This window comes from Pseudomonas poae, from assembly GCA_028869255.1.
Taxonomy (GTDB): domain Bacteria; phylum Pseudomonadota; class Gammaproteobacteria; order Pseudomonadales; family Pseudomonadaceae; genus Aquipseudomonas; species Aquipseudomonas poae_C.
In genome coordinates this window covers 4721982-4747782 of sequence record CP110972.1, presented here as the reverse complement: position 1 = coordinate 4747782, position 25801 = coordinate 4721982, and the positions used below count along the sequence as shown (strand labels likewise).

At 61.4% G+C, this 25801-nt stretch carries 19 protein-coding genes and 1 pseudogene; 9 read left to right on the top strand and 11 right to left on the bottom strand.

From position 1 onward, the window contains the following. Window positions 1–90: 90 nt before the first annotated feature. Entirely contained in the window at window positions 91–1002 is a 912-nt protein-coding gene (lpxC, locus tag LRS56_21535) for a UDP-3-O-acyl-N-acetylglucosamine deacetylase (GenBank protein ID WDU61389.1), read from the top strand. Between the two features lie 135 nt (window positions 1003–1137). Here the strand turns inward: lpxC and LRS56_21530 are convergent, their stop codons facing one another. Together LRS56_21530 and LRS56_21525 are read right to left on the bottom strand one after the other, a co-directional pair. Continuing rightward, window positions 1138–2631 carry a sensor domain-containing diguanylate cyclase gene (locus LRS56_21530; GenBank protein WDU61388.1) on the bottom strand — a complete coding sequence of 498 codons (1494 nt, stop codon included), beginning with the start codon at window positions 2629–2631 and terminating at the stop codon, window positions 1138–1140. 86 nt (window positions 2632–2717) lie between these two features. Continuing rightward, entirely contained in the window at window positions 2718–4040 is a 1323-nt protein-coding gene (locus LRS56_21525; GenBank protein ID WDU61387.1) for an OprD family porin, read from the bottom strand. 1130 nt (window positions 4041–5170) lie between these two features. Between LRS56_21525 and LRS56_21520 the strand changes: the two genes are divergently transcribed. Continuing rightward, complete coding sequence (locus LRS56_21520; protein ID WDU61386.1) at window positions 5171–6295, top strand: IS481 family transposase; 1125 nt, start codon at window positions 5171–5173, stop codon at window positions 6293–6295. Between the two features lie 138 nt (window positions 6296–6433). Here LRS56_21520 and LRS56_21515 read toward each other — a convergent pair whose 3' ends face one another. The 4 genes from LRS56_21515 to LRS56_21500 are packed head-to-tail and all read right to left on the bottom strand — an operon-like array spanning window position 6434 to window position 12727. After that, entirely contained in the window at window positions 6434–7798 is a 1365-nt protein-coding gene (locus LRS56_21515) for a heavy metal sensor histidine kinase (GenBank protein ID WDU61385.1), read from the bottom strand. Next, window positions 7788–8465, bottom strand: a complete 678-nt coding sequence (locus tag LRS56_21510; protein ID WDU61384.1) for a heavy metal response regulator transcription factor — start codon at window positions 8463–8465, stop codon at window positions 7788–7790. The genes LRS56_21515 and LRS56_21510 overlap by 11 nt, the downstream gene beginning before the upstream one ends. 9 nt (window positions 8466–8474) lie before the next feature. Beyond that, entirely contained in the window at window positions 8475–11564 is a 3090-nt protein-coding gene (locus tag LRS56_21505) for a multidrug efflux RND transporter permease subunit (GenBank protein ID WDU61383.1), read from the bottom strand. Then, window positions 11561–12727 carry an efflux RND transporter periplasmic adaptor subunit gene (locus LRS56_21500; protein ID WDU61382.1) on the bottom strand — a complete coding sequence of 389 codons (1167 nt, stop codon included), beginning with the start codon at window positions 12725–12727 and terminating at the stop codon, window positions 11561–11563. Before LRS56_21500 ends, LRS56_21505 begins: the two co-directional genes overlap by 4 nt. Window positions 12728–12940: 213 nt before the next feature. Here LRS56_21500 and LRS56_21495 point away from each other — a divergent pair, with 213 nt between their 5' ends. From LRS56_21495 to LRS56_21485, 3 genes are all read left to right on the top strand, one after another. Then, a complete protein-coding gene (locus LRS56_21495; protein WDU61381.1) occupies window positions 12941–13174 on the top strand; it encodes a hypothetical protein in 234 nt (77 codons plus the stop codon). Between the two features lie 169 nt (window positions 13175–13343). Continuing rightward, entirely contained in the window at window positions 13344–14114 is a 771-nt protein-coding gene (locus LRS56_21490; protein WDU61380.1) for a transporter substrate-binding domain-containing protein, read from the top strand. 288 nt (window positions 14115–14402) lie between these two features. Beyond that, window positions 14403–15566, top strand: coding sequence for a transporter substrate-binding domain-containing protein (locus tag LRS56_21485; protein WDU61379.1), 1164 nt, complete (start codon window positions 14403–14405; stop codon window positions 15564–15566). Window positions 15567–15585: 19 nt separating this feature from the next. On the opposite strand, the gene LRS56_21480 is transcribed toward LRS56_21485, so the two are convergent. From LRS56_21480 to LRS56_21460, 5 genes are all read right to left on the bottom strand, one after another. Continuing rightward, on the bottom strand, window positions 15586–16329 hold the full coding sequence (locus LRS56_21480; protein WDU61378.1) for a YkgJ family cysteine cluster protein: 744 nt from the start codon (window positions 16327–16329) through the stop codon (window positions 15586–15588). 110 nt (window positions 16330–16439) lie between these two features. Then, the gene (locus LRS56_21475) at window positions 16440–16922 is read right to left on the bottom strand and encodes a GNAT family N-acetyltransferase (protein WDU61377.1); all 483 of its coding nucleotides are present in this window, start codon (window positions 16920–16922) and stop codon (window positions 16440–16442) included. A gap of 3 nt (window positions 16923–16925) precedes the next feature. After that, window positions 16926–17828, bottom strand: a complete 903-nt coding sequence (locus LRS56_21470; protein WDU61376.1) for a chemotaxis protein — start codon at window positions 17826–17828, stop codon at window positions 16926–16928. A gap of 138 nt (window positions 17829–17966) precedes the next feature. Continuing rightward, on the bottom strand, window positions 17967–18941 hold the full coding sequence (locus LRS56_21465; protein WDU61375.1) for a D-glycerate dehydrogenase: 975 nt from the start codon (window positions 18939–18941) through the stop codon (window positions 17967–17969). A gap of 935 nt (window positions 18942–19876) precedes the next feature. Beyond that, window positions 19877–20845 carry a LysR family transcriptional regulator gene (locus LRS56_21460; protein WDU61374.1) on the bottom strand — a complete coding sequence of 323 codons (969 nt, stop codon included), beginning with the start codon at window positions 20843–20845 and terminating at the stop codon, window positions 19877–19879. Between the two features lie 181 nt (window positions 20846–21026). Here LRS56_21460 and LRS56_21455 point away from each other — a divergent pair. From LRS56_21455 to LRS56_21440, 4 genes and pseudogenes are all read left to right on the top strand, one after another. Next, window positions 21027–22537: pseudogene (locus LRS56_21455) on the top strand (efflux transporter outer membrane subunit). 10 nt (window positions 22538–22547) lie between these two features. Continuing rightward, window positions 22548–24725 (top strand): FUSC family protein, encoded by a 2178-nt coding sequence (locus LRS56_21450; protein ID WDU61373.1) that lies wholly within the window; start codon window positions 22548–22550, stop codon window positions 24723–24725. Next, on the top strand, window positions 24715–24915 hold the full coding sequence (locus tag LRS56_21445; GenBank protein ID WDU61372.1) for a DUF1656 domain-containing protein: 201 nt from the start codon (window positions 24715–24717) through the stop codon (window positions 24913–24915). The genes LRS56_21450 and LRS56_21445 overlap by 11 nt, the downstream gene beginning before the upstream one ends. Before the next feature lie 10 nt (window positions 24916–24925). Continuing rightward, complete coding sequence (locus LRS56_21440; GenBank protein ID WDU61371.1) at window positions 24926–25786, top strand: HlyD family secretion protein; 861 nt, start codon at window positions 24926–24928, stop codon at window positions 25784–25786. Window positions 25787–25801 lie beyond the last annotated feature (15 nt).

Genomic DNA, 25801 nt, shown 5'->3' with positions numbered 1-25801 from the left:
GGTGATTGGTGTTCAGCAAAGGTCTGGTCTGCTATTATCGCCAGCCTTTGTTGATACCAGTTCGCAATTTGCGCTGAAGCGGTCCAAGCCATGATTAAACAACGCACCCTGAAGAATATTATTCGTGCCACAGGTGTAGGTCTGCACTCCGGGGAGAAGGTATACCTGACCCTCAAGCCTGCACCTGTCGACACCGGCATCGTGTTTGTGCGTGCCGACCTGGACCCTGTGGTGCAGATTCCTGCACGCGCGGAAAACGTTGGCGAAACCACGATGTCGACCACATTGGTCAACGGTGACGTCAAGGTGGACACGGTGGAGCACTTGCTCTCGGCCATGGCCGGTTTGGGCATCGATAACGCCTACGTCGAGCTCTCCGCGTCCGAAGTCCCGATCATGGATGGCAGCGCTGGACCCTTCGTATTCTTGATTCAATCTGCCGGCCTGGAAGAACAGGACGCAGCCAAGAAGTTCATTCGCATTCTGCGGGAAGTGACAGTAGAAGACGGCGACAAGCGCGCCACCTTCGTCCCGTTCGAAGGCTTTAAAGTGAGCTTTGAGATCGATTTCGATCACCCGGTATTCCGTGACCGCACCCAAAGTGCAAGCGTGGATTTTTCCAGCACTTCGTTCGTAAAAGAAGTCAGCCGCGCCCGTACCTTTGGTTTCATGAGTGACATCGAGTACCTGCGCAAGCACAACCTCGCACTCGGCGGCAGCGTTGAAAACGCCATTGTGGTCGACGCGGATGGTGTACTGAACGAAGACGGCCTTCGCTACGAAGACGAGTTCGTGAAGCACAAGATCCTCGATGCAATCGGTGACCTCTACCTGCTGGGCAATAGCCTGATAGGCGAGTTCAAAGGCTTCAAGTCGGGCCACGCCCTTAACAACCAGCTGCTGCGCAAGTTGATTGAGCAGACAGACGCTTGGGAAGTTGTGACCTTCGAAGATGCCAGCACCGCACCGATCTCTTACATGCGTCCCGTTGCGGCGGTGTAAGTAACAACTCTCTTTCTTTAGTTTTGAAAGGCCACCTTAGGGTGGCCTTTTTTTATGCGCGTAGCGATCCGGCCTAGTGTGGCAAGCGAGCTTGTTGTGGCAAGCCCGCTCGCCACAGGGGGAGGGCTGCGCTACTTAGAGTGTCGCAGCCTCCACAATTCGATTGCGCCCGGTGTGCTTGGCTTCATACAACGCTTGATCCGCACTGAGCAGCAACGCCTCCAGGGACATGCGCCGGCTTTTATCCCAGGTACTCATACCAATGCTCACCGTGATCGGCCGCTCGCTCTGTGCCACCCGAGGCAAGTGTTCGACGCTGCTGCGGATATGCTCGGCAATGACCATCGCGCCTTTGGCATCGGTCACTGGTAACACCACCGCAAACTCCTCACCGCCATAGCGTGCCGCCAGGTCGGCCGGGCGGCGGATGTTGCTGCCGATCACTTGCGCCACCGTACGCAGCGCCAAATCACCGCCTTGATGGCCGTGGCGGTCGTTGAAGGCCTTGAAGTGGTCCACGTCGATCATCAGCACCGTCAGTGGTTCGGTGGAGCGCTGAGCGCGGTCCCATTCCAGGCGCAGGCGTTCATCCAGCACGCGCCGATTGGCCAGGCCGGTCAGGGCGTCGGTGGCTGCCAGTTCTGACAGCACGCGTTCAGCACGATAACGACGGCGCAATTCCCGGCGCAGCATCCAGGTCAGCCACAGCAGGCCAACGCAGAGAATGCCGGTAGCGCCGCTGGTCAACAGCGCGGCGCGCTTCCAGGGGGCGAATACATCCTGGCTGGACAGCGCCACCACCACAATCAGCGGCAGTTTGCCGACATTGGTGAAGGTGTACAGGCGCTCCTGGCCACTGACCGCCGAGATGGCCTGGAAGCTGCCATTGCCTTCACGCAGCATGCGCTTGAAGTTCGGTCGCTCGCTCAGGTCCTTGTCGATCATGTCGCGTTCAAGCAGTGGCTGCTGGGCCAGCAGAATACCTTTGTTGTTGAGCAGGTTGACGCTGCTGCCGTTGCCGATGGTCAGGGTGCTGAACAGCTGATCGAAATACGCCAGGCGCATGGTCGCCACCGCCACGCCGGCGAATTCACCATGGGGGCCCGACACGCGACGGCTGAATGCCATCCGCCATACCTGGTCGCAGTTGCAATGGATCTTGAACGGACGGCTGATAAACAAACCGACCTGGGCGTCCTTTGCATGTGCCTGAAAATAATCGCGGTTGGCAAAATTGCGCGGCGTAGGCTGCAGGGTCGATGAGTCTGCAATGACATTGCCGCCGGCATCCAGCAACAGCACTTCGCCCTTGAACGGTGCGGCTGTGGACAAGTCGAACTGCACCAGATGCTGGATATTCGCGGCAACCGGGGACAGGTCTTCGCGTTGCGTGGCCGCAATCAGCCCTGTGAGGGCCAAGTCATATAGCTCGACGTTTCGCAGTACGTCGGCGTTGATCAGTTGGGCAATATTGGTGGTTGAGCGTTTGGCCGCCTGCAGAGTGCTGCTGTGTTCGCGGATCAGCAGTGCTGCGACGATGATCACAATCAGGGCGACAGTCAGGCCGCTGCCGAGAATCAGCAAACGCTCCGGGTGTGCAGGTGGGGTACGAACACGGTGTTGACTCATCGCGCAGACTTCAACCGGGAAGATACTGGCAGTTTAGTTCTACGCGATGAAAATTAAATCACTGGTTCAAAAGAAAGATTCGAGTCTCAGAACACGTTGATCGGGTAGTCGACGATCACCCGGTATTCATCCACATCGCGGTCTACCGCCGAGTAGCCATTGCCGCCCCGGTTGGTCGCCCACTGCAGGCGCACGGCCAAGTCCTTGGCCTTGCCGCCTTGCACCACGTATTTGAGGTCGATATCCCGTTCCCAGTGCTTGGCGTCCTTGCCGTCGGCGCTATACCAGGCGCTGTAGCCACGGCTTTGCGGGTCAACCTTGGTCAGGTCGGTCTTGCCGCTGATGTAGGACACCGCCGAGGTCAGACCGGGCATGCCGAGGCCCGCGAAGTCGTAGGCGTACTTGAGCTTCCACGAGCGCTCGTTGGGGCCGTTGAAGTCCGAGTATTGCTGGGAGTTGTCCAGGTACACACTGTCGCCTTGGGCGATGTAGTCAAACGGTGTGTTGCCATTGACCCGCTGGTACGCGGCAGTGACGCTGTGGTTGCCCACGCCCACGGTGAAATGCAGGCTGTAGGTGTTGTTGTCGATAGTGCCGAGCAACGACTGGCCGGTGTCCTGGGTGTGGTAGTAGTGCAGGCCCGGGTTGAGGCTGACCAGGTCATTGAGCGCGTAGGTGTAGTCCAGGTCGTAGTAGTACTGGTGCCACACGTCCTTGAGTTCGGAGGCGTACAGGTTGCTGGTCAGGCCATCAATACCGCTGAACGACACACCGGCCCAGTTCATGTGCTGGCTGTCGGTGTTGGTCGGCAGGGCGCCGTAGCTGGTGCCGATGCGCCGATGGCCGCTCTGGTTGTAGAGCTTGGTGAAGCTGGCATGGCCGCCTTCGAGCATCCAGCCGTCGACGCTGTGGTTGGTCAGGCTCACGCCACGGAAGGTCTGCGGCAGCATGCGGGTCATGCCGCCGGCGATCACCGGGTTGTTGAGGAACAGGTCGCCGGCCTTCAGCTCGGTGTCGAAGGCGCGCATTTTCAGGGTGCCACCCGCGGTGGAGAACGAGCCGGGCGCTTTGCCGTTGCCGCTGCCGTACGGAAGGATGCTGGAACCGTCGGTGCCGCCACCGCCGTCGAGCTTGAGCCCGAGCATGGCGTGGGCGTCGAGGCCGAAGCCGACGGGGCCCTGGGTGTAGCCGGATTCGAACGTGCCGAGAAAGCCCTGGCCCCATTCCTTGCTGTCGTCGGTGTGGATGTCGCGGCGGTCGCGGTTCATGTAGTAGTTGCGGGTGTTGATCGTGAGGTGTGAGCCTTCGACGAAACCGTCGGCGGGTGGGGGGGCTGCTGCGTGGGCAAGGGGGATGATCGTTGCTGCAATCGCGAGGAATAACGGGGTAAGCGTTAGCGAGTTCTTCACCGGTAAGGCTCCTTTGGTCAATCGAAAACGGCCAATGTCGTGGGGGTGTGCCTGGCCTTTTTTTACGGCAAAAAAAAGCCGCTGAAGTCAGCGGCTTTAAGACAGATTCCCAGTGTAGAGCCCTGGAAATCAGTCGAGGGAAATTTGGGGGCGCGGGGAGGCTGTCTTTGCCGTTGCGCTCGTCGATGCGTCAAATTAACGCAGGGGAGCGGTGGGGTACAGAGTGTAACAAGATAATGACTGTTGCCCAAATTGCAATAGTTATGGGGTGGGGTGTATATCCGTTGCTGCGGTAACGGCTGCTTATGGTTCCGCTCTTACAGCGGGTCACTTTTGGAAAAGAGCCCCAAAAGTAACCAAAGGGCTCTTGCCCCATCACTCGGCACCTCGCCTCCGGCTCGGTGTGCCCTCACTCCGGCTTTGGAGCGTGGGCCGCCGCGATGGGCCATCCATGGCCCAGCGCGGCTAACCCGGCGTCCTGCCGGGTTGCCCACGCTCCAAAGCCTGCGTTCGGCCAGCGTGATTGACGGGGCGCCTCAGATCACAATCAAAAGCCCTAGATCAAAAGATCGCTGACTTCGTCAGCGCAAAGGATGTAAGGGCCAGATCAAAAACAAAGCAAAGCACGGCGGCCTGGCAGCCGACCTCGGTCAAATGTGGGAGCTGGCTTGCCTGCGATAGCATCAACTGAATTTGCCTGATATACCGAGGTGTCTGCATCGCAGCGATGCGGCGACCCGACAAGCCAGCTCCCACAGAAAAGCCAATCCACTGCAAGCCCGCTCTTGATCTACACCACTCAGGTCGGCTACCAGGCCGCCGTGCTCTGCTTTTGATCTTGATCTTGATCTAGGCGCCCCGTTAACCACGCTGGCCGAACGCAGGCTTGAATCCGTGGGCAACCCGGCAGGACGCCGGGTTAGCCGCGCTGGGCCATGGATGGCCCATCGCGGCGGCCCACGGATTCAAGCCGGAGTGAGGGCACACCGAGCCAGAGCGAGGTGCCGAGTGATGGGGCGAGGACCTTTTGGTTACTTTTGGGTCCTTTGTATAGACCGGACACATGGTTGACGGGTGTGCGGGGACATGGTGGACACTTTTCGGCGAGCCAATTTCGCCGGAAAGCCATCATGCCCTGGGACACGAGAGATGCCATGAGCCTGAAAGAAGAGTTTGTTGCCTTAGCAGGGCAACCCGGCAGCAACAAACGAGAACTGTGCCGACGGTTCGGTATCAGTCCGCAGACGGCCTACAAGTGGCTTAACCGCTACGCGACGCTCGGCCATTCGGGGCTGCAAGATAAATCCCGAAAACCGGCTACCAGCCCCAAGCTGACCACGCCGGCCCTGGAAGCGCAGGTCATATCGCTCAGACAAGACCATCCAGCATGGGGTGGGCGCACGATCAGCAGCCTCTTGAAAAAGCAGATTGCTCCCAGCACCGTTACCAATGTCCTGCACCGGCACGGGCTGATTCAGCCGGCTACGAAGGAGCAAGAGGCAAAGCTGAGATTTGAACACGACGCGCCCAACAATCTTTGGCAGATGGATTTCAAAGGGCATTTCCCGACGCAAGAAGGCAGATGCCATCCCCTGACTTTGCTGGACGACCATTCACGTTTCAGTTTGGCTATTCACGCTTGTGATAATGAGCGTGGAGCCACGGTGAAGGAAAGGTTGACCGAGGTATTCCAGCGCTTCGGATTACCGGCTCGCATCAACGTTGATAACGGACCGCCTTGGGGCTCTCCACGTAACCCTGGTGAAATCACAGAGCTGAGTATCTGGTTGATTCGTCTGGGTATTCGGATCAGTTTCAGCCGTCCTTACCACCCACAAACCAATGGAAAGATTGAGCGTTTCCATCGCTCACTCAAGGCCGAAGTACTTGAAGGGCGTCAGTTTTCCACGCTCAAGGAAGCTCAAGCAGCATTTGATCGGTGGCGTGATGTTTATAACCTGCAACGGCCCCATCAGGCGCTGGACTACAAGGTGCCTATGGACCGGTATAGGGCCAGCCCATGGGCTTATCCGCAACAGTTACCAACCTTTGAGTACGGACCGGACGACGTATTAGCCAAGGCTTATCACAGCCGTTTTCGTTTTCAGAAACGCTACTTCAGCATCGCCAAAGGTTTGGCTGGGCATCACATCGCAATACGGCCCAACACTGAAGGTGATGGACTGTTTGACGTGTTTTTCTGCCATCACTTCCTACGAACGATCGACGTGAGCAAACCTGACTATGGTCCATAATGTGTCAACCATGTCCCCGCACATGTGTCCACCATGTGTCCGGTCTATACAGGCTCTTTCCAAAAGTGACCCGCTGTAAGAGCGGAACCAATACCAGCCGTTACCCAAAAACCGGATATGTACCCAGCCAAAGATCACCTACACCGGCAAAGTAATCCCAAACGTATTCCCCCCACCCACACTGCGCACAAACACATCCCCCCCATGCATCAAGGCAATCGCCTTGACAATCGCCAACCCCAACCCATGATTCGCCCCACTGTTACTGCGCGACGCATCCACCCGATAAAAACGCTCAAACAACCGCGGCAAATGCTCACTGGCAATCTCATCCCCCGGATTGGTCACGCCGATGGCCACCTGATGCCCATGCACCTCAATGTTCACCTCGATCACCTGCCCCGGCGCGGTATGTTGCACCGCATTACTCAGCAAGTTGATCAGCGCACGGCGCAAGTGCGCTTTTTCGATCTGCACCAAGGCATCCCCATGCACCAGCACGTTGACCTGGGCGTCTTCCAGAATGAAATCCAGGTAATCGAGCGTGGTGGCCACTTCATCGGCCAGCGAGCTTTCGATCAGCTTGGTGGCCTTGCTGCCCTGGTCGGCACTGGCGAGGAACAACATGTCATTGATGATCGAACGCAGGCGCTCCAATTCCTCAAGATTGGACTGCAGCACCTCGAAGTAATGCTCCGCCGAACGCCCCCGCGTCAGGGCCACCTGGGTCTGGCCAATCAGGTTGGTCAGCGGCGAGCGCAGCTCATGGGCCACATCGGCGTTGAACGATTCCAGGCGTGAATAGGCCTGCTCAACGCGGTCGAGGGTGGCGTTGAACGAGTTGACGAACTGGCTCAACTCCGGCGGCAGCGGCGACAGTTGCAGGCGCCCGGAGAGTTTGGGCGGGGCGAGTTTCTGCGCTTCGTCCGAGAGCTTTATCAGCGGCTTGAGGCCCAGGCGCGACACCCAGAAGCCCAGCAACGAGGCCATCACGACCCCCACAAAGGCCAGCCCGATCAAGGCCATCAGCAGCTGGTGCTGGGTGGCCCGGAAGTTCTCGGTGTCGATGGCGATCATGAAGCGCAGCGGCGGGCGTTGGTCTTTCGCCGCAAATTGGCTCACCAGCACCTTGAACGGGTATTCACGCCCCGGCAGGCGCAGGTCGCGCTTGCCCGTGGGCCCGGCGGCAAACTCACGGATCTGTGCGTCCGGGTTACCGTACTCATAGGTCGGGTCGCTGCTCACCACCCAAAAGCGGATGCGCTTGTCTTCCTCGCCCAACAGCTTGAGCTTGGCCTGGATCTTCACCCAATGGTCCGGCGTACCGAAGCGATTCACCGAGGATTCGAGCACGCTGTAACGCGCATCCAGCTCGGCCCCCGGCAACAAGCCCAGGCCCCGGTCAACCTGCTGGTACAACGCGCCGCCGATCAACAGAAAGATCAGCAGCGCCACCAGCGTGAACATGCCGCTCAGGCGCAGTGCAATGGAGTTAGCCGACACTGCGGCTCTCCAGCACATAACCCATGCCGCGGATGGTGTGCAGCAGCTTTTGCTCGAACGGCCCGTCCAGTTTGGCGCGCAGGCGTTTGATCGCGACTTCCACCACATTGGCGTCGCTGTCGAAATTGATGTCCCAGACCATTTCCGCGATGGCGGTCTTGGACAGGATTTCACCCTGGCGCCGCGCCAATACGCTGAGCAGCGAGAACTCCTTGGCGGTCAGGTCCAGGCGCAGGCCGTTGCGGCTGGCCTTGCGGCTGATCAGGTCGATCCACAGGTCGGCCACGGTCACCTGCACCGGCTCATGGCCGCCACTGCGGCGGGTCAATGCCTGCAGGCGTGCCACCAGCTCCAGGAACGAAAACGGCTTGCCCAGATAGTCATCGGCGCCTTCGCGCAGGCCGCGAATGCGGTCCTCCACGCGCTCGCGGGCGGTAAGCATGATCACCGGTGTCTGCTTGCGTGCACGCAAGGCGCGCAACACGCCAAAGCCGTCGAGGCCGGGCAGCATCACGTCGAGCACGATCACCGCGTAATCGTTCTCCAGCGCCAGGTGCAACCCCTCGACGCCTTCGCGGGCCACATCCACGGTATAGCCTTGTTCGGTCAGGCCGCGGTGCAGGTAGTCCGCGGTTTTCTCTTCATCTTCAATAATCAGGACGCGCATGACACCGCCTCAGTGCGTGGTCGCCGGCTCGGCAGCTGGTTTGGGCCGGTGGAAAAACTTCTCAAGGTACAAGTATATGACCGGTGTGGTGAACAGCGTCAGCGCCTGGCTCACCAACAGCCCGCCGACCACCGCGATGCCCAACGGCTGGCGCATTTCTGCGCCGGGGCCGGCGCCGAGCATCAGCGGCACCGCGCCGAGCAGGGCGGCGAGGGTGGTCATGATGATCGGCCGGAACCGCGTGACGCACGCTTCATAGATCGCATCCTCCGGTGACAATCCGCGAACACGTTGTGCGTCCAGCGCAAAGTCGATCATCAGGATGCCGTTTTTCTTCACGATCCCGATCAGCAGCACCAGCCCGATCAGCGCCATGATCGAGAAGTCCTGGCCCATCAGCGACAGCATGATCAGCGCGCCCAACCCCGCCGAGGGCAAGGTGGAAATGATCGTCAGCGGGTGCACGAAGCTCTCGTACAGCACGCCGAGAATGATGTAGACCGCCACCAGCGCCGCGAGGATCAGCCACGGCTGGCTGGCCAGCGAACTCTGGAACGCCTGCGCCGCCCCCTGGAAGTTGCCGATGATGGTGGTCGGCATGCCGATTTCATTTTTCGCCTGGTTGAGCATGATCACCGCATCGCCCAACGCCACGCCGGGCGCCAGGTTGAACGACAGGTTGGCGGCCGGGAACATGCCGTCATGGCTGATGGACAAGGGCCCGACGGTGGGTGGGTCGACCTTGGCCAGCGCTGACAGCGGCACCATCTCGTTGGTCAACGGCGAGCGCAGGTAGAAGTAGTTCAGGCTCTCGGCCTTGCCGCGTTGCTGGGTGTCCAGTTCCAGCACCACCTGGTACTGGTTGATCTCGGTCTGGAACTCGTTGATCTGGCGCTGGCCGAAGGCGTCATACAGTGCCTGGTCGACATCGGTGGCCGTCAGGCCGAAACGCGCGGCGGCCTGGCGGTCGATGCTGATGTGGGTGATGCTGCCGCCCAGTTGCAGGTCGTTGGACAGGTCACGAAAAGCCGGGTTGGCGCGCAGTTTTTCGGTGAGGCGCTGGGTCCAGGTGTTGAGCGTCGGGCCGTCGTTGCTCTTGAGCACGTATTGGTACTGGGCGCGACTGGGGCCGGAGCTTAGGTTGATGTCCTGGCCGGCGCGCAGGTACAGCACGATACCCGGCACCTTCGCCAGTTTCGGGCGGATGCGGTCGATGAACTGGCTGGCCGACACGTCGCGGTCACCGCGATCTTTCAACGCGATCCAGAAGCGGCCGTTGGCGATGGTCTGGTTGCTGCCGGTAACGCCCACCGAATGGGAAAACGCCTGCACCGCCGGGTCGTCCTTGACGATCTCGGCCAGCGCCTTGTGCTTGGCCACCATGTCGGGGTACGACACATCCGCCGCCGCTTCGCTGGTGCCGAGCACAAAACCGGTGTCCTGCACTGGGAAAAAGCCCTTGGGAATAAACACGTAACCGACCACGGCCAGCGCCAGCGTCACGATAAAGATCGCCGCCATGCTGCGTTGGTGCGCCAGGGCACGCCGCAGGTTGCGTGCATAAGCGGCCAGCAGGCGTTCGCTGAAGCCGGGTTTGTCGTGGGTGTGATGGGTGGGGGCGCGCATGAACAGTGCCGCCAGGGTCGGCGCCAGGGTCAGCGACACCACCACCGAAATCAGGATGGTCGAGGTGGCGGTCAAGGCAAATTCCTTGAACAGCCGCCCGACTACGCCGCCCATGAACAGCAGCGGGATAAACGCCGCCACCAGCGAGAAGCTGATGGACACCACGGTAAAGCCGATCTCGCCGGCACCCTTGATCGCCGCTTCGCGTTTGTCCAACCCGGCTTCGAGGTGACGGTGAATGTTCTCCACTACCACGATCGCATCGTCCACCACAAAGCCCACGGCGATCACGATGGCCACCAGGGTCAAGTTGTTCAGGCTGAAGCCCATCAGGTACATCAGCGCAAAACTGGCGACCAGCGACACGCCGAGCACGCTGGACACAATCAGCGTGGCCGACAGCTGGCGCAGGAACAGCGCCATCACCGCCACCACCAGCAGGATCGCGATCAGCAGGGTCACTTCCACTTCATGCAGGGAGGCGCGGATGGTCTTGGTGCGGTCGGTCAACACGCTGACCTGCACCGACGCCGGCAGCATGGCTTGCAGGCGCGGCAGCTCGGCCTGAATGCGGTCCACCGTCTCGACGATATTCGCGCCGGGCTGACGCGAAATCACCAGGTTGACCCCCGGTGTGTCACCGGACCAGGCCTGCACGTAGGCGTTTTCCGAGCCATTGATGACTTTGGCGACATCGCGCAGTTGAACCGGGGCACCGTTCTTGTAGGACACGATCAGCTGCGCGTAGTCCTGCGGGTGAAACAGCTGGTCGTTGGTCGACAGGGTCGACACGCTGTTTTCGCCGTAGATCGCGCCCTTGGCCAGGTTCAAACTTGATTGCTGGATGGCCAGGCGGATGTCGGCCAGGGTCAGGCCGATGGCCGCGAGTTTGTCCGGGGAGGCCTGCACGCGAATCGCCGGGCGTTGCTGGCCGGTAATGTTGATCTGGCCGACGCCGTCGATCTGGCTGATCTGGCGGGCCAGCAGGGTCTCCACATAGTCGCTCAGCTCGGTGCTGGGCATGCTGTCGGAGCTGACGCTGAGGATCAGTACCGGGCTGTCGGCCGGGTTGACCTTCTTCCAGGTCGGCAGGCTCGGCATATCGCTGGGCAGCTTGCCGGACGCGGTGTTGATCGCCGCCTGCACTTCTTGCGCGGCGGTGTCGATGCTCTTGTTCAGGGTGAACTGCAGGGTCAGCAGGCTTGAGCCCAAGGCGCTGCTGGAGGTCATCTGGGTCATGCCGGGGATGGCGCTGAATTGCACCTCCAGCGGAGTAGCCACCGATGACGCCATGGTGTCCGGGCTGGCGCCGGGCAGGGTGGCCGTGACCTGGATCGTAGGAAACTCCGCTTCCGGCAGTGGGGCGATGGCCAGGCGTGGGAAGGCAATCATCCCGAGCAGTACCAGAGCAAATGTCAGCAGCAGGGTGGCGACCGGGTGGTCGACGCACCAGGCTGACGGCGAACGGCTCATGGCTGCACCTTGGCGTCGACGGTCTGGATCACCTGCGGCGGCTCCTTGAGCACCTCAACCTGGGCCCCGGCCTTGAGCCGCGACTGGCCATCGCTGACCAGCACGTCGCCGGCCTGCACGCCCTTGATGATGTTCACGTCGCTGTCCTGGTAGGTCACCTGCACCGGCACCACGTCGACCTTGTTGCCGTTGACCCGGTACACAAAATGCGAATCCAGGCCGCGTTGCACCACGGTCAGCGGCACCACCAGGGCATTTTTGTCGAGGGCGGTCTGGATCTTGATTGTCACCAGTTGCCCCGGCCACAGGCGCTGCGAGGCGTTGCTGAACTCTGCCTTGGCGCGCAGGGTGCCGGTGGTGGAGCTGATCTGGTTGTCGATCAGGCTCAAATGGCCTTCACCGAGCAAGTCGCCGGTCTGGCCGTCGGTGTCGGCGCCCATGTAGGCGTCGACGCTGGCTTTGGTGGGCGCGGCGATCAAGCCTTGCAGGGTCGGCAGCATCTGTTGCGGCAGCGAAAATTCGACGGCAATCGGGTCGATTTGCGTCACGGAAAACAGGCCCTGGGTGTCGCTCATGCGCAGGAAGTTGCCTTCATCCACGGTACGAATGCCCACGCGACCTGTTACCGGAGAGCGAATCTGGGTGTAGGAAAGCTGCACTTGGGCCGAGTCAATCGCTGCCTGGTTGCCCTGGGCGGTGGCCTTGAGCTGGTTGACCAAGGCTTGTTGCTGGTCATAGGTCTGCTTGGATACGCCGTCGTCGACGCTTAGCTCCTTGTAGCGCTTGAGGTTGACCAGCGCCACCTGCAACTGCGCCTGGCTCTCGCCCAGTTGGGCCCTGGCCTGGTCGAGGCTGGCACGGATAGAGCGGTCATCGATGGTCGCCAGCAAGTCGCCGGCCTTGACCAGTTGCCCTTCCTTGACCAGCAATTTGGTGAGAATGCCGTCGACTTGCGGGCGAATCACCACGCTGTGCAACGACAGCACCGTACCAATCCCGCTGACAAAACGCGCAATATCCTGCTGCGCCACGCTCACCACCCGCACCGGGATCGCTGTGGGCGCCGCCAGTTTGGTCTTGGCCGGGCGGGTCAAGGCCCAGGCTGCAACGGCCAGCACCACAAGGACACCCACGATCAGGGCGGTTTTGCGTCGAATTTGCATGGGGTGAGGCGCCAGGGCAAAGGATGGGAAGAGTGAAGGCCTTTATAGCTCGCCAATCCGGTCAGCAAGGTGACTGCTAACTGACAGCGCTGTCAGTAAACGTCGACCATTCGTACAGGCGGTGGTTAAAGATCCGAGATGGGCAGGTATACTGCGCGCCAGCGTGGTCCGCAACCTGGCCCCGCGTCATTTTTTGCACGTTCCGGAGCTTTCATGACTTCCCCGACACAACCCCCTGTTGAAGCGGCCGACCTCGTCGATCCGGCCAGCGCCGAAGGCGTTGAAAAAACCGAGATCCCGGCGTTCAAGTTTCCCTTCAAACCGGGTGAGCTGGCCGGGGCCAAGAATGCCGCCCAGCCCTGGTACAAGAACGGCGCCAAGAACGGCCACACCAAATCTCCGGGCATGGCCCCACCGGGTACTCGTCGTTCCATGGGTAAACGTTAAGATTAAGTGACTTAAAATTTAGCGGAAGTTGCCTACGACTTTCGCGGATGTTTCTGCTTGTAGGCATGCGCCCGTTTCTTGAAAGCTTGCACAGCCTCTGCTCTGCCCCGCGTGTTTATCCCGGGGTTGGGTGTGGTGAGGCTGGTCTTTTCGGAAAAGGACGCTTCCCGTGACCCCGATACACTTTTGTGCAGCGCTGGCCCTGTTGTTCTCGGCGGATGCCGTTGCGGCGGATGAGCCTCCCCGACGCGAAATCCGCTTCGCGGTTGCCGCGCAATTCCCGCCGTTTCAGAGCCGCAACCCGCAAGGGCAATTGGTTGGCCTGAACATCGATTTGGGCAATGCCCTGTGCCAGCAACTGAATGTGCGCTGCACCTGGGTCGATCAGGTGCTGGTCGAAGATTTCCCTGCCCTGGAAGCCAGGCAATTCGATGCGATCATGGGCATGGCTCCCACGCCTCAACGGAAGCGCTGGGCGGGTTTTACTGAGAACCTCTACCCCTTCACCACGCGTCTGGTGGCCCGCAAGGCCTCAGGCCTGATGCCGAATGCAAGGTCGCTCAAGGGCAAGCGGGTTGGCGTCTTGCTGGGCAGCAACCGCGAAGCCTTTGCCCGCTCGCAGTGGGCGTCCGAGGGCGTGATTATCAAGCCTTTCTGGCTCAATGATGAGCTGGTCCGCAGCCTGGTGGCCGGCGATATCGATGCAACCTTGCAGGGCTCTGTGGAAATCCGCATGGCCTTGCTCGACACCGAGCAGGGTCTGAATTTCGACTTCCTGGGCCCCGCCGTTTCAGCCGAATTGCTGGGCGACGGCGTGGCGATCGCGGTGCGCAAACCCGATACCGCGCTGCGCAATGACCTCAACCGGGCCCTTGAAGAGCTGATGCAGAACGGCGAACACCAGCGGCTCCTGGCACCCTATCGTCTGGATGCCCGGTGATAGCTGATTAATTGCCCGCCAACCAAGACCTTATCGACATCGGCGGTTACAGCTGTGACGAATTGCTGGCCGCGCTGGCGCGAAGATTTGCGCCAGTTGGCACACGGTCTCTGGGGGCGGCGGCAGTAGGACGCAAAGCCAGCTAAGCTGACTTTGGGAGTAATCCTACGAAATAAACAGGCGAGTCGTAGTGAGAGACCGGTTAGTGCTTGTTAGAACGTCTGCTGCGTTCGGGCTGTGAGTCACCCAGCCCGCATGCTTCACACAACTCAGGCACAGGACAGGTTTATGACTACGGCAAAACGATTGTTGGCTTTGGCGACGTATTCACTCATTTTATTGGCCGGGACGGGATGTGCTGTTGCGCCCAGTCCCGAGAACCCTTGGCGCGAGATACGCTTCGGGGTCGAAGCGGATGTACCGCCGTTTGAATACCGCAATGCGCAAGGCGAACTCGCGGGGTTGGATATCGAGCTGGGCAACGCCTTGTGTGCTGAACTCAATGCGCGTTGCGTGTGGGTCGACCAGCCTTACGCGACCAATATCGCAGCGCTTCAGGCCGGGCGTTTTGACGCCATCATGCCCATGACCGCGACCCCGGCGCGCCGTGAAATCGTCGACTTCACCCACGACCTCTATGCCCTTGAAAGCCGGTTGGTGGTGCGCAGGGGCGCCAACCTGCTGCCAAACCCGCAATCGCTCAAGGGCAAACGGATTGGCGTACTGGCGGGCACCAGCCGTGAAGCCTTTGCCAAGACGCGCTGGGCGCCGCAAGGGGTGGTGGTGCGCAGTTTTGGCCCGAATGCCGAACTGATCAAGAGCCTGCTGGCCGGTGAAATCGACGCCACGTTGCAGAACACCCTGGAAATCAACGAAGCCTTGTTGAACACCCCTCAGGGCGCGTTGTTTGCCTTTGCCGGGCCGGCGGTGGTCGATGAAATGTTGGGCGGCGGCGTCGCCATTGCGACGCGCAAGGCCAACCCTGATTTGACCGCAGCGCTGAACCGGGCACTGAAACGCTTGAAAGACAATGGCAAGTACGTTGCCATTACCGAGCCCTACCTGGGCGCGGCACCGCTTAAGCCGGTCAAGATGATTTACACGCCGTCGGAGGGTGGTTTGCCGTTCTCGGAAACCGTGCAAGTCGGGCAAACCCTGTATATCTCGGGGTTGCTGGGGCTGGATGCCAACGGCGATCTGGTGCCCGGCGGCATTCGCGCAGAAACCGCGCAGATCTTCACGACCTTGCGCGGGATTCTCAAGGCGCGCGGCATCGGGATGGACCGGGTTGCCAAATGCATGGTGATTCTTGCCGACATCAAAGACTTTGCGGCGATGAACCAAGTCTATGCCAGCAGTTTTCCGGCGGGCCGCCTGCCGACCCGCACCACCGTCGCGGCCGGGCTGTCGGCGGGTGCGCGGATCGAGATCGAGTGCATGGCCAGCCTCTGACCCTGCGCACACTGCACGCCTAGGCAGCGCGCAGTGAAATGAACGCGTAGTTGGCCGGCACCTCGGTGGCGATCTGCGCGCCGGCGTCCAACAGCTGTTCGGCGATGTCCATGCCGGACACATGGAACACCCACTCATTGGCCACGGCTGGCTGTTCCGCCGCCAGCTCGATCGCCTGGGCAAAGGCGCCCATATCCGGCAAATAGGCGGTAAACCCATCGCCCTTGAGCGCTGTGGTGCGAATCCCGAGCAAGGCGCACACCGCTTCTTTGGTCTGCACATCGTCACGGTCGGCCTGGCGTGAGCGACGGATCAGCTCGGCCAGCCCTGCATCCACCAGATCACCCCCGACGATCAGTGCCGGCCCCTGTTCCCAGGACTCCGGCGGGCAGTCCTTGGCGACGGGGTTGAGCGGGATATGCGGGTTGATCTCCATCGGATAGATCCGGCACACCAACGGGCGGCGTTCATAAATGCGGCACAGGTTGTCTTCGTCAAGATTCCGGCAGCGCCCGGCGTTGTAGGCGGCAAAGGTAATTGCCACAAACGCCTCGGTATTGCCGCTGGGCACCACCACCGAACGCCGCTCGGCGTGCTCGCGTTGTTGTTGCGGCAGGCCCAGGCCGTTGCCCAGGAAACCCTCCACCAGAACGATGACATTACCGCCGTCGGCCGCCCACATACGGGCTTCGGCGAGGGTCAAGGGGACGTGATGGTCAGTGCAGCATTTGCCGCAGCCAACGCAGGAAAAATGGGTGTTCATGGGCGGATCTGTCACCAGGCAAGGTCAGAGGGCACGCAGGAAGGGTGACGGGTTTTTACCTCTTTCCACCCCTTCAGAGACTCTGGAAGCAAGTTATGCGCCAGCGCCTGTCAGTCCTCGGCGACCACATCGCGCAGCACAAACACCATGCCCGCGCTTTCATACAATTGCCGAGCGCGCAGGTTGCTTTCCAGCACCTTGAGGTCCACATAGGGTTCACCGCGTTGCTTGAACACCCCAAACGCGTGCAGCAACAAGGCGCGGCCCAGCCCCTGGCCCTGGGCGCAGGGGTGTACGCAGAGGTTCTTGATAAAGGCGCTGGTCCAGCACTGAGCCACGCCGAGAATGCCCTCGTGGTTGCTCGCCACCAGGCACAGTGCGGGGTCGAACTCGGCATCGGTGATGAACTGGTGTCGCCAGGTTTCCAGATTGGGTACGCGGCCGCCACCCTGCTCCTGGGTCATGCGCAATACGGCGTGGATCGCCGGGGCCAAGTCGTCGCGGTAGTGATCCAGCACAGTGCCTGCCGGCCATTGCGGGGCGGGCAGGCTGCGGGTGAGGTCGCGGCGCAGCAGCTGGTAATACGCTGTCACCGATTACAGGCCCTTTTGCGCCACGGTCTGTGCGGCCACCACCAGGCACTTGGTCAGTTCTGGCGAAGAGAACTTGGTCAGCACCGCGTCGGCACCCGCCAGGCGGGCTTTTTCGCTGTTCATCGCGCTGTCCAGGGAGGTGTGCAGCAGCACGTATAGCTGCTGGAAGTCCGGGGTTTCGCGCAGGGTGCGGGTGAGGGCATAGCCGTCCATTTCCGACATTTCGATGTCGGACACCACCACGTTGATCTGCTCGACCGTGCCTTGCAGCTCCAGCAGCACATCGATGGCTTCCTTGGCACTGCGTGCGGTGTGGCAGGTCAGGCCGAGGTTGCGCAAGGTGTGTACCGACTGTTGCAGGGCCACCTGGCTGTCGTCGACCACCAGGATACGCGCGTTGCCCAGCACTTCGGCCTCTTCCATGGTCAAGTCGGTAGGCGCCGCTTCAATCGGCGCCGGCGCGATGCCGTGGATGACTTTTTCGATGTCCAGCACCTGCACCAGGCCGCCTTCCACCTGGGTGACCCCGGTGATAAACGCACGGTTACCGCCGGAGCCGTAAGGCGGCGGGCGGATGTCGGTGGTCAGGCAGTGCACGATCTTGCTCACCGCCTGCACATGCAGGCCCTGCTTGGAACGGCTGACATCGGTGACGATCAGGCAGCCACCGTCCGGGTCCGCCAGGGGCATTTCGCCCAGGGCACGGCTCAGGTCGATCACCGCCAGCGAGTTACCGCGCAGGGTGGCGATGCCTTTGACGTGGGGGTGCGACTCCGGCAGTTTGGTCAGTGGCGGGCAGGGGATGATTTCACTGACTTTCAGCAGGTTGATGGCCATCAGCTTGCCGCTACGCAAGGTAAAGAGCAGAAGCGAGAGTGAGTCTGCGCGGGCTTTGGTGGTGGACATAAAAACCTTCTGTGAATCAGGGATGACGATCTATAGAGGGTTATCGACTTGGAGCAGCCAGGCTTTAACCGCATTTTGTGTCGGGATGCGTGTGGGCGAGCCAGCTCCCACACAAGCCCATTCCACAAGGGGTATGGGTCAGCCCTTCCACACCTGCGGGTTCACCAGATCCTGCGGACGCTGGCCCAGCAAGGCGCTGCGCAGGTTCTCCAGGGCGCGGTTGGCCATGGCTTCGCGGGTTTCATGGGTGGCCGAGCCGATATGCGGCAGGGTCACGGCGTTGCTCAGTTGGAACAACGGCGACTCGGCCAGCGGCTCCTGTTCATACACATCCAGCCCGGCGCCGCGAATTTTCCCGGTTTGCAGGGCTTCGATCAGGGCGGGTTCGTCGACCACCGGGCCACGGGAAATATTGATCAGGATCGCGCCGGGCTTCATCAGCCCCAGTTCGCGGGTGCTGATCAGGTGGCGGGTCTTGTCGCTTAACGGCACCACCAGGCACACGAAGTCCGCCTCGGCGAGCAACTGGTCCAGGCTGCGGAACTGCGCGCCCAGTTCCTGCTCCAGCTGAGTCTTGCGGCTGTTGCCGCTGTACAGAATCGGCATATTGAAACCCAGCCGCCCACGCCGGGCCACGGCCGCGCCGATGTTGCCCATGCCGACGATACCCAGGGTCTTGCCATGCACATCGCAACCGAACAATGGTGCGCCGACGCTGGCTTTCCACTGGCCGGCCTTGGTCCAGGCGTCCAGCTCGGCCACGCGGCGTGCACTGCTCATCAGCAGGGCGAAGGCCAGGTCGGCGGTGCTTTCGGTGAGTACGTCGGGGGTGTTGGTGAGCATGATTCCGCGCTCGTTGAAGTACGGCACGTCATAGTTGTCGTAACCCACCGAGACGCTGGACACCACCTCCAGCCGGGTCGCGCCTTCGAGCTGTGCGCGGCCCAGCTTGCGACCTACGCCGATCAGGCCATGGGCATGGGGGAGGGCTTCGTTGAATTGCGCGTTGATGTCACCCAGCTTGGGGGTGGGCGCGATTACTTCGAAATCCTGTTGCAGGCGTTCGATCATTTCCGGGGTGACGCGGCTGAAGGCGAGGACGGTCTTTTTCATTGCAGGCGGGCTCATCGACTACGGAAGAATGGTAAGCACGCTAACATTCTTGACGGGGGGTTGTCAGGTTGGGGGGAATATCCGTTGCTGCGGTAACGGCCGCCTATGGTTCCGCCCTTACGGCGGGTCACTTTTGGAAAGAGCCCAAAAGTAACCAAAAGGCTCTTGCCCCACCACTCGGCACCTCGCCTCCGGCTCGGTGTGCCCGCACGCAGACTTGAATCCGTGGGCCGCCGCGATGGGCCATCCTTGGCCCAGCGCGGCTAACCCGGCGTCCTGCCGGGTTACCCACGGATTCAAGCCTGCGTGCGGCCAGCGTGGTTAATGGGGCGCCTAGATCAAAATCAAAATCAAAAGCAGAGCACGGCGGCCTAGTAGCCGACCTGAGTGGTGTAGATCAAGAGCGGGATCCCAGTGGATTGGCTTTTCTGTGGGAGCTGGCTTGCCTGCGATGCAGACACCTCGGTGCATCAGGCAAACCAAGTCGATGCCATCGCAGGCAAGCCAGCTCCCACATTTGAACCTAGGAAAGCTTCAATGCTCAGGTCGGCTGTCAGGCCGCCTCGCTTTGCTTTGTTTTTGCTGTGGCCCTTACATCCTTACCGCTGACGAAGTCAGCGATCTTTTGATCTAGGGCTTTTGATTGTGATCTGAGACGCCCCGTCAATCACGATGGCCGAACGCAGGCTTGAATCCGTGGGTAACCCGGCAGGACGCCGGGTTAGCCGCGCTGGGCCAAGGATGGCCCATCGCGGCGGCCCACGGATTCAAGCCGGAGTGAGGGCACACCGAGCCGGAGGCGAGGTGCCGAGTGATGGGGCAAAGCGTTTTTGGTTACTTTTGGCGCTCTTCCAAAAGTGACCCGCTGTAAGAGCGGAACCATAAGCCGCCGTCACACAAACAACGGATATACACCCAAAACCAAAGCCCCCAGCTCAATTAGCCAACCGCGCCCCACTCAGGCTACCACTCAACTCATAAGCCACCAGCTCCGCCTGATGCGCCGCCAGAATCTCCGGCAACGACCCCCTCAAGTACTCCACCCAAGTCTTGATCTTCGCATCCAGATACTGCCGCGACGGATAGATGGCATACAGGTTCAGCTCCTGCGAACGATAGTTGGGCATCACCCGCACCAGCGTTCCATTACGCAACCCCTCGATCGCCGCATACACCGGCAACAGCCCCACCCCCATCCCACTGGTAATCGCAGTCTTCATCGCATCCGCCGAATTCACCAGAAACGGCGACGTATTGATCGCCACACTTTCCTGGCCCTCAGGGCCGTTGAACGTCCATTTATCCAACTGAATCACCGGGCTCACCAACCGCAAGCACGCATGGTTAAGCAAATCCTGAGGCCGCTGCGCGCACCCCTTGGCCTTGACGTAATCCGGTGAGGCACACGCAATGCTGTAGGTGATGCCCAGCCGCTGCGAGACGAACCCCGAATCCGGCAGTTCACTGGCCAGCACAATGGACACGTCGTAGCCCTCGTCCAACAGGTCCGGCACGCGGTTGGCCAGGGTCAGGTCGAAGGTCACATCGGGGTGGGTGCGGCGGTAACGGGCGATGGCGTCGATCACGAAATGCTGGCCGATACCGGTCATGGTGTGCACTTTCAACTGCCCGGCAGGGCGGGCATGCGCGTCGCTGGCTTCGGCCTCGGCTTCCTCGACATAAGCGAGGATCTGCTCACAGCGCAGCAAATAGCGTTTGCCGGCCTCGGTCAGCGCGATGCGGCGGGTCGTGCGGTTGAGCAAGCGGGTTTGCAGATGGGCCTCAAGGTTGGAGACCGCGCGCGAGACGTTGGCAGTGGTGGTGTCCAGTTGCACGGCGGCGGCGGTGAAGCTGCCGGCTTCGGCCACGCAACTGAAGGCGCGCATGTTTTGCAAAGTGTCCATGGAGTGTTCTCAGGGGAGATAACAAATTGTGACAGAAAGTTACGCCGTCCAGTGATCCCTACCAACGGATTATCGCTTGAACGGTAACAAAGATTCACAGGAATGCCAGCTTATCGTCCTCCATGCCGCCGCCTAGAATTGCGCCACCTTCGCGCAATACCACCTCAGGAATTCGTTTGCCGTGCCGCGTCGCATCAGCAGAGAGCTAAAGACTCTCAGTGTTTGGGCCTTATCTCTAGCAATCAGCGGCTGCATCGGAACCGGAGGAATCGCCCCACAAGGCCAGTCCCTCAACGCCAATAACCTGGCTACCGACGAAGCGATCCAGCGCGCCACCCAGGACGCCCACTGGCCCGCCGCGCAGTGGTGGCAGGCCTATGGCGACCCGCAACTGACCCGCTGGGTCGACCTCGCTACCCAAAACAGCCCGAGCCTGGCCATGGCTGCCGCGCGGGTGCGTGAAGCGCGAGCGATGGCCGGGATCGCCGAGTCGGCCGAGTCGCTGCAGGTCAACAGTGACACCACGCTCAAGCGCCATAACTGGCCGAAGGATCAGTTCTACGGGCCGGGCGAGCTGAGCGGTGCCACCACCTGGGACAACAATTCGTCCCTGGGGTTGAGCTACGCCCTCGACCTGTGGGGCCGCGAAAGCAATGCCAGCGAGCGTGCCGTCGACCTGGCGCACATGAGTGCTGCTGAAGCGCGACAGGCCCAGCTTGAGCTGCAAAACAACGTGGTGCGCGCCTATATCCAACTGTCGTTGCACTACGCCAACCGCGATATCGTCGCGGCCACATTGGCCCAGCAACAACAGATTCTCGACCTGGCGAATAAACGCCTGAACGCGGGGATCGGCACCCATTTCGATGTGAGTCAGGCCGAAACCCCGCTGCCGGAAACCCATCGCCAACTGGATGCCCTGGACGAAGCAATCGCCCTGAGCCGTAACCAGTTGGCGGCGCTTGCCGGTAAGGGGCCGGGGAGGGCGCGCAGTTGCAGCGCCCCACGTTGTCCCTCGCTGCGCCGCTGAAACTGCCGTCCGCCTTGCCTGCGCAATTGCTTGGCCAGCGCCCGGACGTAGTCGCCGGCCGCTGGCAGGTGGCGGCCCAGGCCCGTGGCATCGACGTTGCGCATGCCGGCTTCTACCCCAACGTCGACCTGGTCGGCAGCCTCGGCTACATGGCCACCGGCGGCGGCATGCTGGAGTTTCTCGCCGGCAAGAAATTCAACTACACCGTTGGCCCGGCGATCACCTTGCCGATTTTCGACGGCGGCCGTTTGCGCGGGCAATTGGGCGAAGCCAGCGCCGGTTATGACATTGCGGTGGCCAGGTACAACCAGACCCTGGTCAATGCGCTCAAGGGCATCAGCGACCAGTTAATCCGCCGCGAGTCCATGGAAAAACAGGCGTCCTTCGCCGCGCAGTCGGTGGCCTCGGCGCAGAAAACCTATGACATCGCGATGATCGCCTACCAGCGCGGCCTTACGGACTACCTCAATGTGTTGAACGCCCAGACCTTGTTGTTTCGCCAGCAGCAGGTCGAGCAACAGGTGCAGGCTGCGCGCCTGAGTGCCCATGCTGAACTGGTCACCGCCCTGGGCGGCGGGCTCGGCGCAGGTAACGATGTGCCGCAACCGGCCAGGACCCTCCCGAGCAAAACCCCGGCGGCGCTTGCCGTGTTTGATCACTGAGTAGGATTTCATGACGCCCTTGCCTGCACCGCTGCGCTGGCTGCACGCCCTTGAGTGGCGCCGCGGTTTTTTCGACTGGGCACGCAGCGACGGCGTGACCTGGGTGTATATCTTCAAGGTGCTGATTGCGGCGTTCCTCACGCTGTGGCTGGCCATGCGCCTGGAGCTGCCGCAGCCGCGCACGGCGATGATCACCGTGTTTATCGTGATGCAACCGCAGAGCGGCCAGGTGTTCGCCAAGAGTTTCTATCGCTTCCTCGGCACCCTGGCGGGGTCGGCGGTGATGGTCTTCTTGATTGCCCTGTTTGCCCAGAACACTGAATTGTTCCTCGGCGCGCTGGCGATCTGGGTCGGCATCTGCACCGCCGGCGCGACGCGTAATCGTAACTTTCGCGCCTATGGGTTTGTGTTGGCCGGCTATACGGCGGCGATGGTCGGCCTGCCCGCGCTGGCCCACCCGGATGGCGCGTTTATGGCGGCCGTGTGGCGTGTGCTGGAAATCTCCCTGGGGATTCTTTGCTCGACCCTGGTCAGCGCCGCGATCCTGCCGCAAACCAGCAGCGCCGCGATGCGCAACGCGCTGTATCAGCGGTTCGGCGTGTTTGCGCTGTTCGTCACCGACGGCCTGCGGGGGCGCAGCCAGCGCGAAGGCTTCGAGGCCAGCAACGTGCGCTTTATCGCCGAAGCCGTGGGCCTGGAAGGGTTGCGCAGCATCACGGTGTTTGAAGACCCGCACATGCGTCGGCGCAATGGTCGGCTCAGCCGCCTCAACAGCGAGTTCATGAGCCTCACCACGCGCTTCAATGCCCTGCACCAGTTGCTCGAACGCCTGCGCACCGACGCGGCTGATCACGTGGTCGCGGCGATCAAACCCGGCCTGCAGGATCTGGCCGAAGTGCTCGACGGTTTCTCCGGCCGCGCGCTTACCAGCCCCGACGCGGCACGCCTGGTCAACTCGCTCAGCGCCTACAAGGACGGCCTGCCCGACAAGGTGCGCAGCCTGCGTGCGAGCTTCCAGGAAGGCAGCCCGAGCGAGGCCGAGCAGCTGGATTTTCACACCGCCTACGAGTTGCTCTACCGTTTTGTCGACGACCTGCACAACTACGCGTTGACCCACGCGTCCCTGGCCGATCACAGCCACGCGCGCGAACAGTGGGACGAAACCTTCACCCCCAAAACCAACTGGCTGGCCTGTGCTGCCTCAGGGATTCGCGCTTCGTTCATCCTGATTGTGCTCGGCAGTTACTGGGTGGCCACCGCCTGGCCGAGCGGCGCGACCATGACCCTGATCGCAGCCGCAACCGTCGGCCTGTCCGCCGCCACGCCCAACCCCAAGCGCATGGCGTTCCAGATGGCCTGCGGCACCTTGATCGGTGCGCTGGTGGGATTTGTCGAAATGTTTTTCGTGTTCCCCTGGATCGACGGCTTCCCGCTGCTGTGCGTGATGCTCGCCCCGGTGATCATCTTCGGCGCCTTCCTCGCCTCACGCCCGCACTACGCCGGAGTGGGGGTGGGCCTGCTGATCTTCTTCAGCACCGGCTCGGTGCCGGACAACCTCACGGTCTACAACCCCTACGCCTTTATTAATGACTACATCGCCATGGTCATCGGCATGCTGGTGTGCGCGGCGGCGGGGGCGATCATCCTGCCGCCCAACAGTCGCTGGCTGTGGCGCCGCCTGGAGCAGGACCTGCGCGAGCAAGTGGTGTACGCGATCAGCGGCAAGCTCAAGGGCCTGGCGTCGAGTTTTGAAAGCCGCACCCGTGACCTGCTGCACCAGGCCTACGGCCTCGCCGTCGGCCAGCCGCAAGTGCAGCGTGATTTGCTGCGCTGGATGTTTGTGGTGCTGCAGGTCGGCCACGCGATTATTGAACTGCGCAAGGAACAGGCGATTTTGCCGGTGCACCCGGCGTATGCCGAGTCCCAGCCATGGCGCCAAGCGATCCGGGTGATGGGGCGCTCGCTGGTGCGGCTGTTCCTGCAACCCAGCGCGAGCAACCTGGAGCGCGGCCTGATCGCGGTCGACCATGCGATCAGTCGCGTGCAGGCCACCGATGAACCCTTCGCCCCGCACTTCGACACCTCGGCGCTGCGCCGGGTGAAGAGCTACCTGCACTTTATCCGCACCTCGTTGCTGGACCCGCAATCGCCACTGGCGGCCCTCAAAGGAGCCCCGCATGCCTCGTGAAATCGCGTTCCACGGCCTCTACATGCCGACCATGACCCTGATGTTTTTGATCGCGGCGGGGCTGGCCTGGGCGCTTGATCGCTTTTTGGCCGGGTTCGACCTGTACCGTTTTTTCTGGCACCCGGCGTTGCTGCGCCTGAGCCTGTTCGTTTGCCTGTTCGGCGCTCTGGCGCTGACCGTCTACCGTTGAGAATGCACCGATGAAAAAGTTTTTCAGCCTGCTCGCGACCCTGCTGGTACTGGCTTTGGCGATCTGGATAGGCCGCACGCTGTGGGTGCATTACATGCAAACCCCCTGGACCCGCGACGGCCGCGTGCGTGCCGACATCATCAACGTGGCGGCCGACGTCACCGGTGAAGTGGTCGAGGTGCCGGTGCGTGACAACCAGTTGGTGAAGAAGGGCGACTTGCTGATGCAGATCGACCCCGAGCACTACCGCATCGCGGTCAAGCAGGCGCAATCGTTGGTCGCCTCGCGCAAAGCCACCTGGGAAATGCGCAAGCTCAACGCCCACCGCCGCGCCGACCTCGACGCGCTGGTGATCTCCAGGGAAAACCGCGACGACGCCAGCAACATCGCCGACTCGGCCCTGGCCGACTACCAACATGCGCTGGCGCAGCTGGAAGCCGCCGAACTCAACCTCAAACGCACCCAGGTCGTGGCGGCGGTGGACGGTTATGTCACCAACCTCAACGTGCACCGTGGTGACTACGCACGCATCGGCGAAGCCAAAATGGCCGTAGTCGATATGAACTCGTTCTGGGTCTATGGCTTCTTCGAAGAAACCAAACTGCCTCACGTCAAGGTCGGTGATAAGGCGGATATGCAGTTGATGAGCGGCGAGACGCTCAAAGGCCATGTGGAAAGCATCTCCCGTGGCATCTACGACCGCGATAACCCCGAAAGCCGCGAGCTGATCGCCGATGTGAACCCGACGTTCAACTGGGTGCGCCTGGCCCAGCGCGTGCCGGTGCGGATTCACATTGATGAAGTGCCGGAGGGCGTTTTGTTAGCGGCGGGGATCACTTGCACCGTGATCGTGAACCCAACACAAAACTAACTGTGGGAGCTGGCT

Excerpts from the sequence above, each read along its gene's own strand:
- lpxC (WDU61389.1), top strand. The coding sequence starts at position 91 with ATGATTAAACAACGCACCCTGAAGAATATTATTCGTGCCACAGGTGTA.
- LRS56_21530 (WDU61388.1), bottom strand. The coding sequence starts at position 2,631 with ATGAGTCAACACCGTGTTCGTACCCCACCTGCACACCCGGAGCGTTTG.
- LRS56_21520 (WDU61386.1), top strand. The coding sequence starts at position 5,171 with ATGCCCTGGGACACGAGAGATGCCATGAGCCTGAAAGAAGAGTTTGTT.
- LRS56_21510 (WDU61384.1), bottom strand. The coding sequence starts at position 8,465 with ATGCGCGTCCTGATTATTGAAGATGAAGAGAAAACCGCGGACTACCTG.
- LRS56_21505 (WDU61383.1), bottom strand. The coding sequence starts at position 11,564 with ATGAGCCGTTCGCCGTCAGCCTGGTGCGTCGACCACCCGGTCGCCACC.
- LRS56_21500 (WDU61382.1), bottom strand. The coding sequence starts at position 12,727 with ATGCAAATTCGACGCAAAACCGCCCTGATCGTGGGTGTCCTTGTGGTG.
- LRS56_21495 (WDU61381.1), top strand. The coding sequence starts at position 12,941 with ATGACTTCCCCGACACAACCCCCTGTTGAAGCGGCCGACCTCGTCGAT.
- LRS56_21485 (WDU61379.1), top strand. The coding sequence starts at position 14,403 with ATGACTACGGCAAAACGATTGTTGGCTTTGGCGACGTATTCACTCATT.
- LRS56_21480 (WDU61378.1), bottom strand. The coding sequence starts at position 16,329 with ATGAACACCCATTTTTCCTGCGTTGGCTGCGGCAAATGCTGCACTGAC.
- LRS56_21470 (WDU61376.1), bottom strand. The coding sequence starts at position 17,828 with ATGTCCACCACCAAAGCCCGCGCAGACTCACTCTCGCTTCTGCTCTTT.
- LRS56_21465 (WDU61375.1), bottom strand. The coding sequence starts at position 18,941 with ATGAAAAAGACCGTCCTCGCCTTCAGCCGCGTCACCCCGGAAATGATC.
- LRS56_21460 (WDU61374.1), bottom strand. The coding sequence starts at position 20,845 with ATGGACACTTTGCAAAACATGCGCGCCTTCAGTTGCGTGGCCGAAGCC.
- LRS56_21450 (WDU61373.1), top strand. The coding sequence starts at position 22,548 with ATGACGCCCTTGCCTGCACCGCTGCGCTGGCTGCACGCCCTTGAGTGG.
- LRS56_21445 (WDU61372.1), top strand. The coding sequence starts at position 24,715 with ATGCCTCGTGAAATCGCGTTCCACGGCCTCTACATGCCGACCATGACC.
- LRS56_21440 (WDU61371.1), top strand. The coding sequence starts at position 24,926 with ATGAAAAAGTTTTTCAGCCTGCTCGCGACCCTGCTGGTACTGGCTTTG.